At 74.4% G+C, this 15,654-nt stretch carries 16 protein-coding genes and 1 tRNA gene; 5 read left to right on the forward strand and 12 right to left on the reverse strand.

Annotation, left to right across the window (positions count from 1 at the left end; genetic code table 11):
* Positions 1–28: 28 nt before the first annotated feature.
* The 3 genes from ACFU5J_RS09995 to ACFU5J_RS10005 all read right to left on the reverse strand — a co-directional run bounded on the left by ACFU5J_RS09995 (position 29) and on the right by ACFU5J_RS10005 (position 1,740).
* Positions 29–688, reverse strand: coding sequence for an HAD family hydrolase (locus ACFU5J_RS09995; protein WP_430578617.1), 660 nt, complete (start codon positions 686–688; stop codon positions 29–31).
* A complete protein-coding gene (locus ACFU5J_RS10000; RefSeq protein ID WP_430578618.1) occupies positions 685–1,488 on the reverse strand; it encodes a GntR family transcriptional regulator in 804 nt (267 codons plus the stop codon). The genes ACFU5J_RS09995 and ACFU5J_RS10000 overlap by 4 nt, the downstream gene beginning before the upstream one ends.
* Before the next feature lie 162 nt (positions 1,489–1,650).
* Positions 1,651–1,740, reverse strand: a tRNA-Ser gene (locus ACFU5J_RS10005).
* Positions 1,741–1,885: 145 nt separating this feature from the next.
* Here ACFU5J_RS10005 and ACFU5J_RS10010 point away from each other — a divergent pair.
* On the forward strand, positions 1,886–3,370 hold the full coding sequence (locus ACFU5J_RS10010) for a glycerophosphodiester phosphodiesterase family protein (RefSeq protein ID WP_430578619.1): 1,485 nt from the start codon (positions 1,886–1,888) through the stop codon (positions 3,368–3,370).
* Between the two features lie 71 nt (positions 3,371–3,441).
* Here the strand turns inward: ACFU5J_RS10010 and ACFU5J_RS10015 are convergent, their stop codons facing one another.
* The 3 genes from ACFU5J_RS10015 to ACFU5J_RS10025 form a co-directional block, all read right to left on the reverse strand.
* A complete protein-coding gene (locus tag ACFU5J_RS10015; protein WP_430578620.1) occupies positions 3,442–5,169 on the reverse strand; it encodes a glycosyl hydrolase family 18 protein in 1,728 nt (575 codons plus the stop codon).
* 122 nt (positions 5,170–5,291) lie between these two features.
* Complete coding sequence (locus ACFU5J_RS10020; RefSeq protein ID WP_430578621.1) at positions 5,292–6,155, reverse strand: SDR family oxidoreductase; 864 nt, start codon at positions 6,153–6,155, stop codon at positions 5,292–5,294.
* Between the two features lie 57 nt (positions 6,156–6,212).
* Positions 6,213–6,938, reverse strand: coding sequence for a PAS and ANTAR domain-containing protein (locus ACFU5J_RS10025; protein ID WP_430576834.1), 726 nt, complete (start codon positions 6,936–6,938; stop codon positions 6,213–6,215).
* A 206-nt stretch (positions 6,939–7,144) separates the two neighbouring features.
* On the opposite strand from ACFU5J_RS10025, the gene ACFU5J_RS10030 reads away from it, so the two are divergent.
* Positions 7,145–7,711 (forward strand): DUF2231 domain-containing protein, encoded by a 567-nt coding sequence (locus ACFU5J_RS10030; protein WP_430576835.1) that lies wholly within the window; start codon positions 7,145–7,147, stop codon positions 7,709–7,711.
* Positions 7,712–7,719: 8 nt separating this feature from the next.
* Here the strand turns inward: ACFU5J_RS10030 and ACFU5J_RS10035 are convergent, their stop codons facing one another.
* The 6 genes from ACFU5J_RS10035 to ACFU5J_RS10060 all read right to left on the reverse strand — a co-directional run bounded on the left by ACFU5J_RS10035 (position 7,720) and on the right by ACFU5J_RS10060 (position 12,243).
* Positions 7,720–8,388 carry a PAS and ANTAR domain-containing protein gene (locus ACFU5J_RS10035; protein WP_430578622.1) on the reverse strand — a complete coding sequence of 223 codons (669 nt, stop codon included), beginning with the start codon at positions 8,386–8,388 and terminating at the stop codon, positions 7,720–7,722.
* A gap of 274 nt (positions 8,389–8,662) precedes the next feature.
* Positions 8,663–9,730, reverse strand: a complete 1,068-nt coding sequence (locus ACFU5J_RS10040; protein ID WP_430578623.1) for an aromatic acid exporter family protein — start codon at positions 9,728–9,730, stop codon at positions 8,663–8,665.
* On the reverse strand, positions 9,727–10,149 hold the full coding sequence (locus ACFU5J_RS10045; protein ID WP_430578624.1) for a PRC-barrel domain containing protein: 423 nt from the start codon (positions 10,147–10,149) through the stop codon (positions 9,727–9,729). The genes ACFU5J_RS10040 and ACFU5J_RS10045 overlap by 4 nt, the downstream gene beginning before the upstream one ends.
* Positions 10,146–10,520, reverse strand: coding sequence for a hypothetical protein (locus tag ACFU5J_RS10050; RefSeq protein WP_430576839.1), 375 nt, complete (start codon positions 10,518–10,520; stop codon positions 10,146–10,148). Before ACFU5J_RS10050 ends, ACFU5J_RS10045 begins: the two co-directional genes overlap by 4 nt.
* Positions 10,517–11,746: an NRAMP family divalent metal transporter gene (locus ACFU5J_RS10055; protein WP_430578625.1), complete on the reverse strand. Its 1,230-nt coding sequence runs from the start codon at positions 11,744–11,746 to the stop codon at positions 10,517–10,519. The genes ACFU5J_RS10050 and ACFU5J_RS10055 overlap by 4 nt, the downstream gene beginning before the upstream one ends.
* Positions 11,743–12,243, reverse strand: coding sequence for a hypothetical protein (locus tag ACFU5J_RS10060; RefSeq protein ID WP_430578626.1), 501 nt, complete (start codon positions 12,241–12,243; stop codon positions 11,743–11,745). The genes ACFU5J_RS10055 and ACFU5J_RS10060 overlap by 4 nt, the downstream gene beginning before the upstream one ends.
* Before the next feature lie 178 nt (positions 12,244–12,421).
* Here ACFU5J_RS10060 and ACFU5J_RS10065 point away from each other — a divergent pair, with 178 nt between their 5' ends.
* The 3 genes from ACFU5J_RS10065 to ACFU5J_RS10075 are packed head-to-tail and all read left to right on the forward strand — an operon-like array spanning position 12,422 to position 15,600.
* Complete coding sequence (locus ACFU5J_RS10065; protein WP_430578627.1) at positions 12,422–13,027, forward strand: DUF4956 domain-containing protein; 606 nt, start codon at positions 12,422–12,424, stop codon at positions 13,025–13,027.
* Entirely contained in the window at positions 13,024–13,851 is an 828-nt protein-coding gene (locus ACFU5J_RS10070) for a polyphosphate polymerase domain-containing protein (RefSeq protein ID WP_430578628.1), read from the forward strand. Before ACFU5J_RS10065 ends, ACFU5J_RS10070 begins: the two co-directional genes overlap by 4 nt.
* 33 nt (positions 13,852–13,884) lie before the next feature.
* Complete coding sequence (locus ACFU5J_RS10075) at positions 13,885–15,600, forward strand: carbohydrate-binding domain-containing protein (RefSeq protein ID WP_430578629.1); 1,716 nt, start codon at positions 13,885–13,887, stop codon at positions 15,598–15,600.
* Positions 15,601–15,654 lie beyond the last annotated feature (54 nt).

Here is a 15,654-nt window from a genome sequence, read left to right on the forward strand (position 1 = left end):
TCTCGGCACGACGTGTTTCGTGGTCATCTCAAGAGGCGACGTCGCTGATCGTCTCCGCGAGGGCGTCTGCTCCGGCTCTCGCTAGCTCCCGTCCTCGACACGGGTTCTTTGCGTAGCCAACCACTCGAACTCCCACTGTCTGAACCACGACCACATCCGATACCGAGTCGCCAATCAACACCGCTTCGGGGGGCGGGACCCCTGCAATCTGCAGGGCGATCTCGACGGAGGGCGGGTTCGGCTTCATCAGTTCTGGCTGGTGCGCGGGACGTCCAACCACGCTGCGAATGCAGCCTGCAAGATCGAAGCGCTCGGCGTAAGTACGTGCAACGGCTGCGTTGTTCGTGACGATGACGATGGGCACTCCGGCGTCGTAGAGCGCTCCGATCAGCTCATGCGCACCCGGGGTTGGTTGTGACGTGCGGGCGGCTTCGAGCTCGGCTTCGATGCACACTTCCTCGACGGCGGGCAGCGCGTCGGGGGCATGGGCGCCGGTCCAGCGAATGATCGCAAGATGATCGGAGGTCTCACGCACCTCGGCGGGTTCGATGCCGGGTCGGGCCAGGGCTGCACGTGCGGAGTCGGCGGCCTGCCTGTTGAGCGGGGCAGGCATGAGCGCGGTCACGGGGCCGTCGAAGTCGAGTAGGACGACGCGTGCGGACCAGAGCAGAGTGCGGGCGTCGGTCACTGGGCGTCCTCGACGGCGATGGTGTTCCAGACGCTGTCGAACCAGTTGCGGGTCTCGATGACGAACTGGGTGTCGACGGCCTCGATGTCGCCGTCGTCGGTCCAGTGGAACAGGACTGTGTCCTTGCCCATCGGGCCGTAGACGGACACCTGGCGGCCTGCTGTTCGGACGTCGTGCTTGACGACCGGGTAGTAGCCGAAGAAGGCGTCGGCACCGTTGATGACGTACGCCTTGAACATCGGGGCGGCGGTGAATCGTCGGGTCTCGACCGTGGCGTCAGGGACCAGGCCGAGGTCCGCGAGCTCCTCCACGGCGTCGGTGACACCGCCGATGTAGCGGGTGCTGAGGTCGTTCATGCGAGCACGCGCAGCGGCCGATTCGCGCTCGACGCCGTCGACCGCCACGGGCAGCGCGAGGGGGCGTGTCATGTCGGAGACCAGATTCCGGATCCGGATCGACTTCGGCGTGAGCCGGCCCGCGCGAATCTTGTCGAGCGGTTCGGCAATCGCGCCGTGCAGGGTCTCGGCCGTGTAGCCGAGGAAGTCGATGCTGACCTCGTCGGCCTCGAACGCCTTCTCGATGTGGGGCCGCAGGCCGACCGGCTTCTCCGTGCGTTCGCGCGCGAAGACACCGCTCCCCTGGCGGGAGACGACGAGCGACTCGTCCTTGAGGACACGCAGCGCCTGCTGGATCGTCATCCGGGAGACGCCGTAACGCTCGGCCAGCTCGTTCTGGCTAGGGAGTTTGTCCCCGGGCTCGATCTTGCGCGTCAGGAGCGCAGCGCGGAGCGCCGTCGCCACATGGAGGTAGGGCGGTCGCGAGTCGTCGGGATCGAGACTCATGCGATCCCCCTCATGCAGCCATCATGGCGCAGTGCCGGAAGCAATCCGGTGAGTTTTCGGTGACCTGGGAACGACGAAGGACCCCACGGCCGCAGAATCCTGCGGGTGGGGCCCTTCGGGTGGCGGTAGCGGTGGGATTTGAACCCACGGTGGACTTTCACCCACACACGCTTTCGAGGCGTGCTCCTTAGGCCGCTCGGACACGCTACCTCGCCGGACGGACCGGCCCACCGAGGATACCCAACGATGCGGCAGACCCGAAATCGTCCCGCGGCCACGGCGTTCGCCCAGTCTTCACCCAGCCGTCGCTCGGGGGTCCGACGCCCGGCAGCCTGGCGCTCCTAGCGTCGCGGGCATGGCCACCCCACGCTTACGACGCACCGCCACGTCCGCGCTCGCCGTCGCGCTCACCGCTGCCGCGGCGGTGGGCGGCACGACGGCCGCGACCTCGACCACCGGCTCCGACGCCGCCACCGCGGCGGCGACCAGCACCTCCCCCGCCCTCGCGCACGGCGGCCCGGGGCACGGCGGGAGGACCGCCGCCGACCGCGCGTACCGCGACCTGCTGGACCACTCCGCCAGGGCGAAGATCCTCACCGCGGCGCACCGCGGCCAGTGGCGCGACGCCCCGGAGAACTCGCTGCCCGCCATCGAGGCGGCGTTCGACGACGGGGCGGAGGTCGTCGAGCTCGACGTGCGCCTCACGTCCGACGGCGTGCCCGTGCTCATGCACGACGAGACGGTGGACCGCACCACGGACGGCACCGGCAAGGTCTCGTCGTTCACGCTCGCGGAGATCCGGGAGCTGCGGCTGAAGGAGCACCTCGGCGGCGCCCAGACGGCCCTCACGGACGAGCGGGTCCCCACGCTGGCGGAGGCGATGGAGGTCGCCGTCGACCGGGGCCTCGTCAACCTCGACAAGGGGTGGCCGGCGCGCGAGGAGATCTGGGACGTCCTCGCCGACACGGGCACGGTCCGCAACGGGCTGTTCAAGTCGGACGCGCCGGTCGCGGAGGTGCAGGCCTTCCGCGAGGCCCACCCGGGCGCCCTCTACCTGCACATGATCAGCGACGACAACCTCGCGTCGTTCGAGGAGTTCGGCGACGACCAGCCCGTCGGGTACGAGGTCGTGTTCGGCACGGAGCAGGACGCCGTCGTGCGGGCGCCGTTCCTCGCCCGCCTGGCCGGGGAGTCCCGGGTGTGGGTCAACTCGATGTGGAACGGCCTGGCCGACCACCTGACCGACGAGGCGTCGCTGGTCGACCCGAGCCGCGGCTGGGAGCGGATCGTCACCACGTACCGCGCGTCGATGATCCAGACGGACGACGTGGAGAAGCTCGAGCGCTGGCTCCGCACCGGCGAGGGCGACCCCGTCCCCCGCGGCAGCGTCCGCGTGCAGGGCGAGGACTACGCGCCCGGCGGCGAGGGCGTCGCCTATCACGACGCCGACGCCGGTAACCGCGGCGGGCTCGACATGCGCCCCGGCGACGACGTCGACATCTCCGACGCGGACGGCAACGTGCGCGTCTCGTGGATGCGCGGCGGCGAGTGGCTCGCCTACGAGGTCGAGGTGCCGCGTACCGGGACCTACGAGCTGTCCGCGCGGGTCTCCTCCCCGTACACGCCCGCCGGCGCGTACACGGTGTCGTTCGACGGCGGCGCGGAGAGCGAGCAGGTGGCCGTGCGGTCCACGACCAGCCACACCAAGCAGGAGCTCCAGGCCGGCGGCGTGGTGCAGCGCCTCACGAAGGGCACGCACACCGTGCGCGTCAGCCTGCCCGAGGACGCCTACCAGAACTGGAACCTCGACTACCTGCAGCTCGACCCGGTCAAGGGCTGACACCGCGACGACGACGGACGACGCCCGCACCCGGCCCCCGGGTGCGGGCGTCGTCGTGCCGCGCCGGTCCGTCAGGCGCAGGGCGCGCCCGCGTCCCAGGCGCCGTTCACGTCGGTACCGGGCCGCTCGCCCTTGGCGTACCAGAGCGCGGTGTGGTTGACCCCGGCGCGGGAGACGACGTCGCCCCTGCGGTAGACGGTGTCCGCGTCCCACGCGGGCGCGCAGTCGGCGGCCGCGGGGGCGGGGACGGTGCCGCGGGGCCCGATCTCCTTCCACGGCCCGTGCGGGTCGCCCGGCTCCTGGTTCCGCGTCCACCACTGCGCGCGGTACTCCACGCCGTCGTGCGCGACGACGTCGCCCTTCGTGTAGACGCCGGTGGCGTACCAGGGGTCCGCGCCCTCGCCCACGACCTGCGGGCCGGGGGTGGCGGCGCGGAGGGTGCCGGCGAGCGCCGACCCGAGCTGGTTGCGGTAGTCGCCCGCGATGTCCCAGAAGTAGGCGCCGCCGTACCCGTTCTCGGCGAGCCACTCGGCCTTGGTGGTGACGGAGCGCGGGGTGTCGAGGCTCCACCACTGGTCGCCGTCGTACCGGTAGCCGGCGGCGGCGGTCTCGTCGTAGTACTCGCGGCCGAGGTCGTGCAGCTGGGAGTAGTTCTTCTGCCCGAGGGAGCCGGTCGCGGCGGCGCCCGGGGTCGCGTCCTCGACGCCCTCCCAGCCGTACCCGTACGCGGCCATGCCGAGCACCAGCTGGTCGCCGTCGTACCCGGCGGCGCGGTAGGCGCCGAGCAGCCCGTCGGCGGCGAGGCCCCAGTTGGCCGACGACCCGTCCGGGTTGCTGTACGGGTGCAGGTTGCCCTGGTGGCCCGTCTGCGTGGCGGCCCACGGCCCGGTGTAGTCGTAGCCCTGCACGTTGAGGAAGTCGACGACTGCGGCGAGGCGCGGGTCGTCCCAGCCGCCCTGCGTGCGCGGCGCCCAGCCCGCGGGCGCGAAGCCGGTCAGCAGGTAGTCGTCGCCCGTCGTCGCGGTGCGCTCGTCGAGCTTCTCGCGGAACAGCTCCATGAACGCGAGGAAGTTCTCCTTCTCGACGTCCGGGTACGTGGGCGCGTGCTCGCCGTCGGCGGCGGGCCACTCCCAGTCGATGTCGAAGCCGTCGAAGATCCCGGCCGCGACGCCCGCGCCGCCCTGCGCCCCCACCTGCGGCAGGTCGCCGTCGAGGTAGGTGTCGATGCAGGAGTCGACGAGGCGCTCGCGCGACCCGGCCGTCAGGGTCGCCTCGGCGAAGTGGTCGGACCAGGTCCACCCGCCCAGCGAGATCATGACCTTGAGCCCGGGGTAGGCCGCCTTGAGCTTGCGGAGCTGGTTGAAGTTGCCGGCGAGCGCCTGGTCCGCGGAGTCGGCGACGCCGTCCACGGAGTCCTCGGCGCCGAAGATCCGCAGGTAGTCGTTCTGCGGGTCGCCCTCGGGCCCCTCCGGCCCCTCGGCGTCGGTGATGTCGCACACGAGGTCCGACGTGACGTTCCCGAACGCGTACGTGAGGTGCGTGAGGTCGGCCGCGGCGCCCGTGCGCGCCAGGTCCGCCACCTCGAAGTCGTGGGTCTCCGTACCCCAGGCCGGGTAGTAGCCGAGGGTCTTGTAGCCGTTGACGCCGTCGGCGTCGTGCGCGGACGCGCCGCTGGACGTGGGCGCCGGCGTCGCGGGCCGGGGCGCGGCGGACGCCCCGGCGGCGGTGAGCCCGACGACGGCGGCCGCCGCGACGAGCGTGAGGGCGCCGTGACGGCGCGGGGACGGTCGGTGTCTCATCGGGAGCCTCGTTGCTTCCTCCGGGCGCACCCGGATACGGGTTTGTTCGGGCTCCTGCACAATATCGTGACCGTCCGGCGGTGGCCAGCCCCTGCCCAGGTCAGGGGTGGTTCCGAGAGGGGTCAGAACACCGGCTTGCCGCCCGTCACCCCGAGCACGGTGCCCGAGACGTAGCTCGCGTCGCGCGGCGAGGAGAGGAAGACGAACGCCGGGGCGACCTCGCCCGGCTGCCCGGCGCGACCGAGCGGCGTGTCCTGCCCGAACTTCTGCACCTTCTCCTCGGGCTGGGTGGCCGGCTGCAACGGGGTCCAGATCGGGCCCGGGGCGACGGCGTTCACGCGGATCCCCCGCGGCCCCAGCTCGGCCGCCAGGTTCACCGTGAGGTTGTTGATCGCGGCCTTGGTCGACGCGTAGTCGAGCAGCGACGTCGAGGGCTGGAACGCCTGGATGGACGAGTTGTTGACGATGCTCGCCCCCTCGCCCAGGTGCTTCAGCGCCGACTGCGTGATCCACAGCAGGGCGTACAGGTTCGTCTTCAGCACGCGGTCCATCTCGTCCGTCGTGATGTCCTCGACGGACTCCCGCCGCGCCATCTGGAACCCCGCGTTGTTCACCAGGACGTCGAGGCCGCCGAGCTGCTCGGCCGCCCGGTCGGGGAGCGACCGCGCCGTGGCCTCGTCCGTGACGTCGCCCGGCAGCAGGGCCACGGCGCGGCCCGCCTCGCGGACCCAGCGCGCCGTCTCCTGCGCGTCGTCCTCCTCCTCGGGCAGGTAGCCGATGGCGACGTCGGCGCCCTCGCGCGCGAAGGCGATCGCGACGGCGCGGCCGATGCCCGAGTCCCCGCCGGTCACCAGGGCCCGCAGGCCGTCCATGCGGCCCGAGCCGCGGTAGCTCTCCTCGCCGTGGTCGGGCGTCGGGGTCATCGCGCTCGTCAGCCCCGGCGGGTCCTGCTGCTGGGCGGGGAACGACTGCTGGTCGTCAGCCATACGGTCCTCCTCGGTCGTGCGGTCCTCGGTCGTGCGGTCCTCGGTCCGGCGGTGGCCTCACGCGGCGCGACGGCGCGCGAGCTGCGCCTCGTGCACGTGGGGCCGCTTGGCCGGCTTCACCGTGTCGAGGGCGTCGCGCACCCCTTCCTTCGCCCGACGGCCGAACCCGTCCGCGTCGGCCAGGTGGGCCATCATCTGGGTGGCCGCCTCCCGCAGGGTCGCGCCCGTCGCGCCGGCGGCCTCCGTGAGCAGGCTCTCGGCCTGCTGCTCCGACACCCCGTGCACGGCCATGAGCACGCCCTTGGCACGCTCGATGGACGCGGCGGAGACGAACGCGCTGTCGAGCGCGCGCCGCACGTCCCGCTGCACGGCCTCGCGCTGCACCGGGGTCACGTCGACGACGTACCCGGCCACCTCGGACGCTCCGCCGTCGCGGCTCCGGCGGGACTGGGCCGTGAAGAGCAGCGTGCGGGTCCGGCCGTGGGCGTCGACGACGCGGCGGGCGGTCGTGACCGGGCCGCCCAGGGCCAGCGTGCGGACGGCGCCGCGCACCGCGCGCTCGCGCTCGTCCGGGTGCAGGCGGCCGTCCAGCGTCGCCGCGCCGGGCTCGAGCTCGCCGGGCTTGTGCCCGAGCATCGCGTCGACCTCGTCGGACCACCACCAGCGCCCCGAGGCCAGGTCGGCCCGGTAGCTGCCGGTCAGGAGGTTCGTCCCGACCGCGAGCGCCTCGACGGCCTGCTCCGCGGTGGGGTGGTCGGAGTCGACGGGAGGGGTGGTCGTCATCATGACCTCCGGATGAAGAAGGAGGGATGGTGCCGCTTCCTGACGCCGGTTCCTCACGCTAGCCCCGCGGACGGGAGTCGTCCACCGCTCACCACCGCCCGCCCGCCGCGGCGAGCTGACGGCGGGCGTCCTACGGTCGTCGGGTGGCGTCGAGTCCGGGCGCCCGGCCGATGCCGCGACGTCCGAGGGCGTCACGAGGAGGCACGATGCCCGCCCACCACTCCACACCGTCCGCCGACCGACCCCTGCCGCGCCTCGCCGAGGCGCTGGAGCGCTCCCCCGGGCTCGACCCGCTGGCGGGCCTGTACGAGCGGATCTCGCGCACCGTCGTGCCGGGCCCGAGCCGCGTGCGCGACGAGCTGCGCGGCAGGTCCGTCGGCCACCCCGTGCACGCCGTGCTCACCGACCTGCCGATCGGCCTGTGGACGAGCGCGGTCGCGCTCGACCTCACCCGCCCGCAGGGCCACGCCGACGCCGCCCGGCGGCTGGTGGGCCTGGGTCTGCTGGCGGCGCCGCCGACAGCTCTCACGGGACTCGCCGACTACCGGGCGCTCAGCGCGCCCGCCCGGCGCGTGGCCGCCGTCCACGCCTCGTGCACGGGCGCCGGCACCCTCCTGGCGTTCGCCTCGTGGCGCGCACGGCGGGCGGGGCGCACCGGGCTGGGCACGCTGCTGAGCCTGGCGGGCATGGGCGCGGTGGGCGCCGGGGGCTTCCTCGGGGGGCACGTCGCGCAGGCGATGCGCGAGCCGCGGCACGTTCCCGGCGCCGCCTGACCCGGCGGCTACCGCGGAGCGGTCGGCGACTCCGACCGGGGCACGAGCAGGTCGGCCAGTGCCTCCGCGACGACGCGCATGTCCCCGTTGCCGGCCGAGGCGAGCGCCACGATCCGGGCGGAGAGGTCGCGCAGCGGCACGTTCGAGTGGTTCGACGCCTCCCGCAGCCAGTCGAACGCCCCCTCCATGTCCGTGCGGACGGCGCACATGACGATCGCCTTGGCCTGCTCGATCGCGGCGCGGCTCGCGGCGGAGGCCCGGATGCTGGACGTCGCGCGCGCGTCGGCGATCCGCGCGACGGCGGGGGTGACGTCGGTGAAGAACCCGACGAGCTCGCACACGGCGCCCGCCTCGTCGGTGCGCCCCTCCCCGACGACGGCGAGGGTCCGCTCGTCGCCGTGGGCGTCCATGATGCGGTGCACGCTGCTGAACGGCTCGCCCGTCACGCAGGCGCGACGGAGCACCTGGCTCACACGGTCCCTGTCGTCGGGGTGCTTGTGCGCCAGGATGAGCTCGGTGGTCGGCACGACCTCCCCCGGCTCGAAGCCGTGGATGCGATACGTCTCGTCCGACCACCACCAGCGGCCCGTCGCGAGGTCGTGGCGATAGCGCCCGACGGGGTGGCTCGCGCCGAGGGCGAGCGTGCCTTCGATGTCCCACTTCCTGCTGTCGGTCATGGTGGTGTCCCTCCCGCTGCGGGCGTCCGCCGCCCAGCCGAGCCGCCTCATGACTCCGACCGACCGTAGCCCCTTTCGTCTGCCGGGCGACAGGGGGGGCAGCGAGGCGGCGCCCCGGTCCGCCGCGGTGGCGACCATCTCCGTCCCTGGTGACGATGTCGGTGCGACCACCGCTCCGCGGGGCCGCGGACCGGATGTCCAGCAGCGCGGCACCCGGTTCCCTCCCGGACCGGCGAGACCGCGGGGGCCCGCCCCGCCCACTTCTCCCCGGTGGTCACCCCGCCACGGCCTCCACCGCCCGCCCCAGCACGACGACGAGCGCCCCCGCGACGAGGTGGTCGTCGCCGGACCGGTCGCGCGAGTCCCGCACCTCGGCCCGCAGGTCGTCGACCGCGGCGGCGAACCGGCCCGCGGCCTCGTCACCCTCCGTCGGGTCCTGGAGGGCCGCGGCCAGGGCCCGCAGCGCACGGGCCACCACGGGACGCAGCGGCGGCCCCAGCGCGACGTCGTCGCGGCCGGCGGCCTCCCAGTCCACCAGCAGGCGCACCACCTCGTCGACGACGCCCGCGGCGGTGCCGAGCGTCCGCGCCCGCCTCCCCTGGGACGACGCCCAGGCGCTGTGGCGGTGCGCCCGCATGTTCCCCCGGGACGACTCCCGCGCGACGTCGACCGCCCGCCGGGCGCGCTCGATGGTCGGGAACAATGCCTCCCGCCGACGCTCCCACTCGTCGGCGTCGAGCGCTCCCTCGTGCTCGAGCCCGTCGGCGAGGGCGTCGAGCTGGTCCGTGAGAGCGTCACGCAGGGCATCCAGCGCCACGTCGGACGGCGCCAGCGGAAGCGAGGGGAGCAGGAGGTTGACGCCCGTGCCGATCAGGGCCCCGACGAGGATCAGCCCGGCGAACGCGGCCACGTAGCTCGCGTCCTCGCCCTGGCCGAGGACCAGCACGAAGATCGCGGAGTTCGCGACCCACACCCCGGCACTGCCGAGCACGCGCCATCCGGCGCACAGGAGGGCGACGCCCACCACGAGCGCGACGGCGAGGACGCTCGGCGCGAGCACGACGTCGGCGACCAGCGCGATCAGCGCCCCGAGGAGCAGCGCCCCCACCGTCTGCAGCGACTCGCGCAGGGACCTGACCGGGGTCGCCGTCGTGGCGACCACGGCTCCTAGCGGTGCGTAGAACGGGTACTCGGAGAACGGCGCCGGCGCCAGCACGGCGACCGCCCACGCCAGCCCGGCCGCCACCGCGCCCCGCACCGCGAGGGACCACCGCGGGTGCAGCACCCAGGCACGGTGCACGACGGCCACGACCCGCGGGCGCGCCGTCCCGGCACCCGTCATCCGAGGTCCGGCGGGAGCTGCTCGTACCCCTGGACGAGGCGCACGCTCCCGCCGTCCTCCGTGCCGTCGAGCGCCTCGACGTCCTCCCACCGCACGAGGAACGTACCGCGGTGGCGGCGGCGCACGAGCTGCGGGACCGGCCACGGCGACCGCACGTCGGTCCGCTCGTAGCCGTGGAACGAGCCCGCGCCGCGGGGCCCCACCAGCAGCCCCACCACCCGCGCCCGGCCGACGGCGTCACGCCGGGCCTGCGCGCTCAGCGGGGCGTCGTGCTCCGCCTCCTCGCGATCCTCCCCCTCGCCCGGGGCGCCCTCCGGCTCGTCGACGACCTCCAGCGCGAGGCGCACGTCGACGACCACCCCGAGCGGGGCGCCGTCGTGGTCGAGGACGGGCGCGTCGAGCAGGTCGCCCACGTTCATCCGCCGGCCTCCGGGTCGTGGCGGCCGCCGGGGATGCGCCCGACCAGCCGCTCGCGGAGCCAGTGCTCCACCCAGTCGGCGTCGAGCCGGTCGGAGGGCACCGTGAGCTCGACCGCCGTCCCCACGTGGCCGACGTCCTCCCACGCGATGCGCGGCATCCGCGAGGAGGGCACCCGGCCGCCGAAGAGCCGCGTCGCCAGGAGCGGGCCGACGAGGATGGCGGACACGTGCGCCTCCCGACCCACCTCGACCTCGCCGCCGTCCGGCCCGGCCAGCTCCAGGTCGTCCACCGTCCGGACGGGCTCTCCGTCCGCGTCGAGGACCTGCCGGCTCAGCAGGTGCAGGCGGGCGTCCACGATCCGCTCGGTCATGACCCCGCTCCCGTCGCGATCATCAGGGGGACCGCCGCGACCGCGGCGACGACCACGATCACCAGGAACACCGTGCCCAGGGCGTTCACCACCCGCCCGTTGACGTGCCTGCCCATGTAGCCGGGGTCGTTGGCGACCACGAGGATCGGGACGTACGTCAGCGGCAGCGCGACGGCGGAGAACACCACCGACATCTCCGTCACGGCCACCGGGTCGACGCTGGTCATGAGGATCCCGACCGCGAGCAGCAGCGCCACGATCATCGTGAGGTGGAAGCGCGCGGCCCGGGCCGGGCGGCGGAACTTGCCCCACGACCACCCCAGGTACTGCGCCAGCGTGTAGCCGCTGGAGAGGGCGGTCTCGAGCGCGGCGCCGAACGTCGCGGCCACGATGCCGACGAGGACGACGGCGAGCAGCAGCACCCCGCCGGCCTGCGCCACGGGCAGCACGATCTGCGAGAGCGCGGTGACCTCGATGCCGGCCGGCAGCAGCACGACGGCCGCGCACGCGGCGATGGACAGCGACAGCAGGCCGCCCAGAGGGAACCCGACCATGACGTTGAACCGGTTGGTCGACAGGTCCTTCGCCGTCCACCGCTCCTCGACCGCGCCGGAGGAGAAGAAGAACACCTCGTACGGCGTCATCGCCGCGCCGAACAGCGCGACCGCGTAGTACCAGTACGACGCCGGCGACTCGGCGCCGGGCGGCGACGGCGGCACCGCCTGGCGCAGCAGCTCGCCCCAGTCCGGCCCGAGCAGGAACAGGGCCACCGCGAAGCCGACGAGCAGGAGCCCCAGCAGCCCGGCCACGTTCTCCAGGACCTGGAACTTCACGCGCCACAGCACCAGCCAGACCGCGAGCGCCGCGACCGGGACCCACAGCCGCGGCTCCACGCTGCTCGCCAGGTGCAGCGCGAGGGCGATGCCCCCGATCTCCGCGGTGAGCGTGAGCAGGTTGATCGCGAACGACGCCAGCAGGTTCGCGCCCGCCGCCCGCGGCCCCAGGCGCTCGCGGATGACCTCGAACGTGGCGCGGCCGCTCACCGCCGCGACGCGGCCGGACATGTTCGCGAACAGGCAGATCCCGACGACGCCGAGCACCACCACCCAGGCCAGCGACATGCCGAACCGCGAGCCGACGACCGCGTTGGTCACCAGGTCGCCGATGTCGACGAAACCGCCGATCGCGGTGAGGATGCCGAGCGCCAGGGCGAGCAGCCTGCTCATGGGCCGCCCGCCCCGGCGAGGGCGTCCTCGGCCGCGCCGGTGGCGTCCGCCAGGTCGGCCAGGAGCGCGTCCGCGGACGAGGGGACGCCCGCGGCGCCCGCGAGGTCCCCGCCGGACCGCGCGGCCACCCAGGAGCGCGCGGCGACGACGGCGTCCGACACGTCGCCGACGGCTGCCAGCCCCGCGGCCCGGTGGGCCGCCGACGCCGCGTCCGGCGGCACGAGGGTGGTCAGCGCCGTCTCCGCCTCGTCGAGGGCGCGCAGCTGGTCCAGCAGGGCGGTGTCGGCGACGGGCCCGGTGAGCCGGCCCTCGTCGAGCAGCCCGACCGTGATCCGCGCGGTCTCGCCGGCGGAGGCCGCCTCGGCGGCCGCGTCCGCGACGGCCGCCGTCGCCTGGCCCGGCTCCTGCCGGCTCGCGACGCACCCCGCGCACCCGAGGGCGACGGCGAGCGAGGCCGCCGCCGCGGCGCCTCGTCGCCCCCACCCGAACGTCCTCACGACCTGATGCTCGCCACCAGGCCCGATGCACGCACGCGGGCGCCGCCTCCCAGCCGCGTCCCATCGCTCGCAGTGGATTCTCAGGCTCCCCTCAGTGGGTGCCGGAGCCGACGGTGTCCACTGGGTGACGTCCCCACCAACGGACCGTGAACGGTCCCTCACGACCCCCGGAGCACGCATGCCTCCCGTCGCCCTGTACGCCATCGACCTCGTCGCCGTGTCGGTCCTGACCTTCGCGCTCTACTTCCCCCGGCATCGCCGCCGCGACCTCGTCGTCGCGTACCTGGGCGTCAACGTCGGCGTGCTGGCGGTGTCCGCGGTGCTCTCGTCGAGCACGATCGCCGCCGGCCTGGGCCTGGGGCTGTTCGGCGTGCTGTCGATCATCCGGCTGCGGTCCGACGAGCTGTCGCAGCGCGAGGTCGCGTACTACTTCGCGGCGCTCGCGCTGGGCCTGCTCGGCGGCCTGGGCACGTCGGTCGGCTGGCTGGGCGTCGCGGGCTCCGCGCTGATCCTGGTCGTGATGGCCGTGGCCGACCACCCGCGGCTCCTGGCCCGGCACGCCGCGCAGACGATCGTCCTCGACCGCGCCGTCGTCGACCGGGACGAGCTGACCGCGCACCTGGAGGCCCTGCTCGGCGCCCGCGTGCACTCGGTGAGCGTGCAGTCGATCGACCTCGCCAACGACACGACGCGCGTCGAGGTCCGCTACGAGCTGCCCCGCGCCGGGAGCCGGCCCGCCCCCTCCCCGACCGGCGCGCACGACCACCTGGCGGTGACGCGATGAGCGCCCCGGCGGACGTCGCCGGAGCGACGGCGGACGCCGTCGTCGCGCACGGCCTCGCCGCCGGCGAGCCCGTGACGCTCGAGGAGCTCGACGCCACCGCCGCCCTGCAGACCCGCGTGGACCGCAAGTACGTGCTCACACCCGCGGAGGTCGCGGCCATGCTCGCGGCGCTCACCGCCGGCTCCGCGCACGACGCGCCCCGCGTGCTGGAGATCGGCGGCGACCGCTCCTTCACGTACGCGTCCACCTACTACGACACGGCCGACCTGCTCACGTTCCGGCAGGCCGCGCGCCGCCGGCGGCGCCGGTTCAAGGTCCGCACCCGCACCTACGTCGACACGGGGAACACGACGTTCCTCGAGGTCAAGACGCGCGCCGCCCGCGGCGTCACCGTCAAGGAGCGGTGCCCGTGGGAGCTCGCCGCCCCGCTGGAGGGCGCCGGGCTGGAGTTCGTGGACGACCGGCTCGCCGCGGCGCGCCTCGACGCTCCCCCGTCGGCGGACCTCGCCCCCGTGCTGCGCTCCGTGTACCGCCGCACCACCGTGCTGCTGCCCGACGCCCGCCTGACCCTCGACACCGGGTTGCGCTGGCACCTCGACGGCCCCGGCGCACCGGACGACGTCCGCACGGCCGACGTCGGCGACCTCGTGGTCGTCGAGACCAAGGCCGGCACCGCGCCGTCGTCCGCCGACCGCGCCCTGTGGCGCGCCGGCCACCGCCCCGACCGCATCTCCAAGTACGCGACCGGGCTCGCCACCCTGCGGCCCGACCTGCCCGACCACCCCTGGCGCCGCCTGCGGCGCGAGCGGCTGGGCGTCGCCTGACCCCGACCTCGCACACCCCCGAGAGGACCCACCATGCGCATCCCCCGCCCGACCAAGCTCTGGACCCGCACCGTCGCGCTCGCGGCCGCCGGCACGCTCGCCGCCGGCGCCCTCGCGGCGTGCGGCGCCGACTCCGCCGGCTCGGCCTCGACCGGCAGCTCCGACACCTCGGCGGCCGAGATCGCCGCGACGGACAACTCCGGTCGGTCCGCACAGGACGTCCTCGCCGCGAACCTGTCGTCCGAGGAGACCGCGGCGCTCGCCGACCAGACCTGGGACACGGCCGACGAGGTCGCGGTCGCGCTCGACGGCGACACCGCGAGCGCGTCGGGCGACGGCGTCACCGTGGACGGCTCGACCGTCACGATCACGCAGCCGGGCACCTACCGGGTCTCCGGCACGCTCGACGACGGCCAGGTCGTGGTCGACGCGTCGGCCGACGGCGTGGTGCGCCTCGTGCTCGACGGCGCGGAGATCACCAGCTCCACCGGCGCCGCGATCGATGTGCGGGACGCCGACCAGGTGTCCGTCGTCCTCGCCGACGGCTCCACCAACCGGCTCGAGGACGCGGCCGAGTACGCCGACACGACGTCGGACAACGCGGCCAACGCCGCCCTGTACTCCACCGCGGACCTGGCGGTCTCCGGCACCGGCGCGCTGGAGGTCGTGGGCAACGCGAACGACGGCATCACCGGCAAGGACGGCCTCGTCGTCGCGGGCGGGGACATCTCCGTCACCGCGGCCGACGACGCGATCCGCGGCAAGGACTACCTCGTCGTCTCCGGCGGCACGATCGACGTCCAGGCCGGCGGCGACGGGCTGAAGTCCGACGCCGACGACGACGCCACGGCCGGGTACGTCGCCCTCACCGGCGGAGACGTCACCGTCGAGGCGGGCGACGACGGCGCGCAGGCGTTCACCGACATCGCGATCACGGACGGCTCGCTGACGATCGAGAAGTCGGTCGAGGGCCTGGAGGCCGCGACCATCGCGATCTCCGGCGGCGACGTGGACATCACGTCGTCCGACGACGGTCTGAACGCCACGGTGAAGGAGGCGGAGGACGACACCGCCACCGACGACTCGGCGACGGGCACGGACGACCAGGCCGCGCCGGACCAGGGCGCAGCGCCGGAGGACGGCCAGGCGCCTCAGGGCGGCGGGGGCGGCATGGACGAGGTCCAGGACGGCGCGTCGCTGACGGTCACGGGCGGCACGCTGCACGTGGACGCGGAGGGCGACGGGCTGGACTCCAACGGCGTCGCGGTGATCAGCGGCGGCGACGTCGTGATCGAGGGCCCGACGAACGGCGGCAACGGCGCGCTCGACTCCGCCGGCGGCCTCACCGTCTCGGGCGGCACGCTGCTCGCCGTCGGGTCGTCGGGCATGGCCGAGGCCCCCGGGACGGACTCGTCGCAGGGCTGGGTGGCACTGACCGCCGACTCGACCCTCGAGGCCGGCACCGAGGTGGCGGTGGTGGACGCCGACGGCACGCAGGTCGCCACCCTCACGCTCACGAAGCCCGCGCAGTCGGTGGTGTACAGCGGCCCGGAGATCACCTCAGGGGACACGTACACCCTCACCGCCGACGGCACCGAGGTCGGCACCGCCGCCGCGGGCGAGGCGCCCGCCGGGGGCATGGGCGGCGGCCCCGGAGGCGGCGGCCAGCCCGGCCAGGACGCCCCCGACGGCCAGGGCCCGCAGGGCGCCCAGGGCGAGCAGTCGTCGTCGGGCACCGCCACGAGCTGACGGCGAGGTGGGGTCCCTCACGGCGAGCGGTGGTGGCCCGCGGGGCGACGTACG

Source organism: Isoptericola sp. NPDC057559 (assembly GCF_042801555.1).
In the GTDB taxonomy this organism is placed as follows: Bacteria; Actinomycetota; Actinomycetes; order Actinomycetales; family Cellulomonadaceae; genus Isoptericola.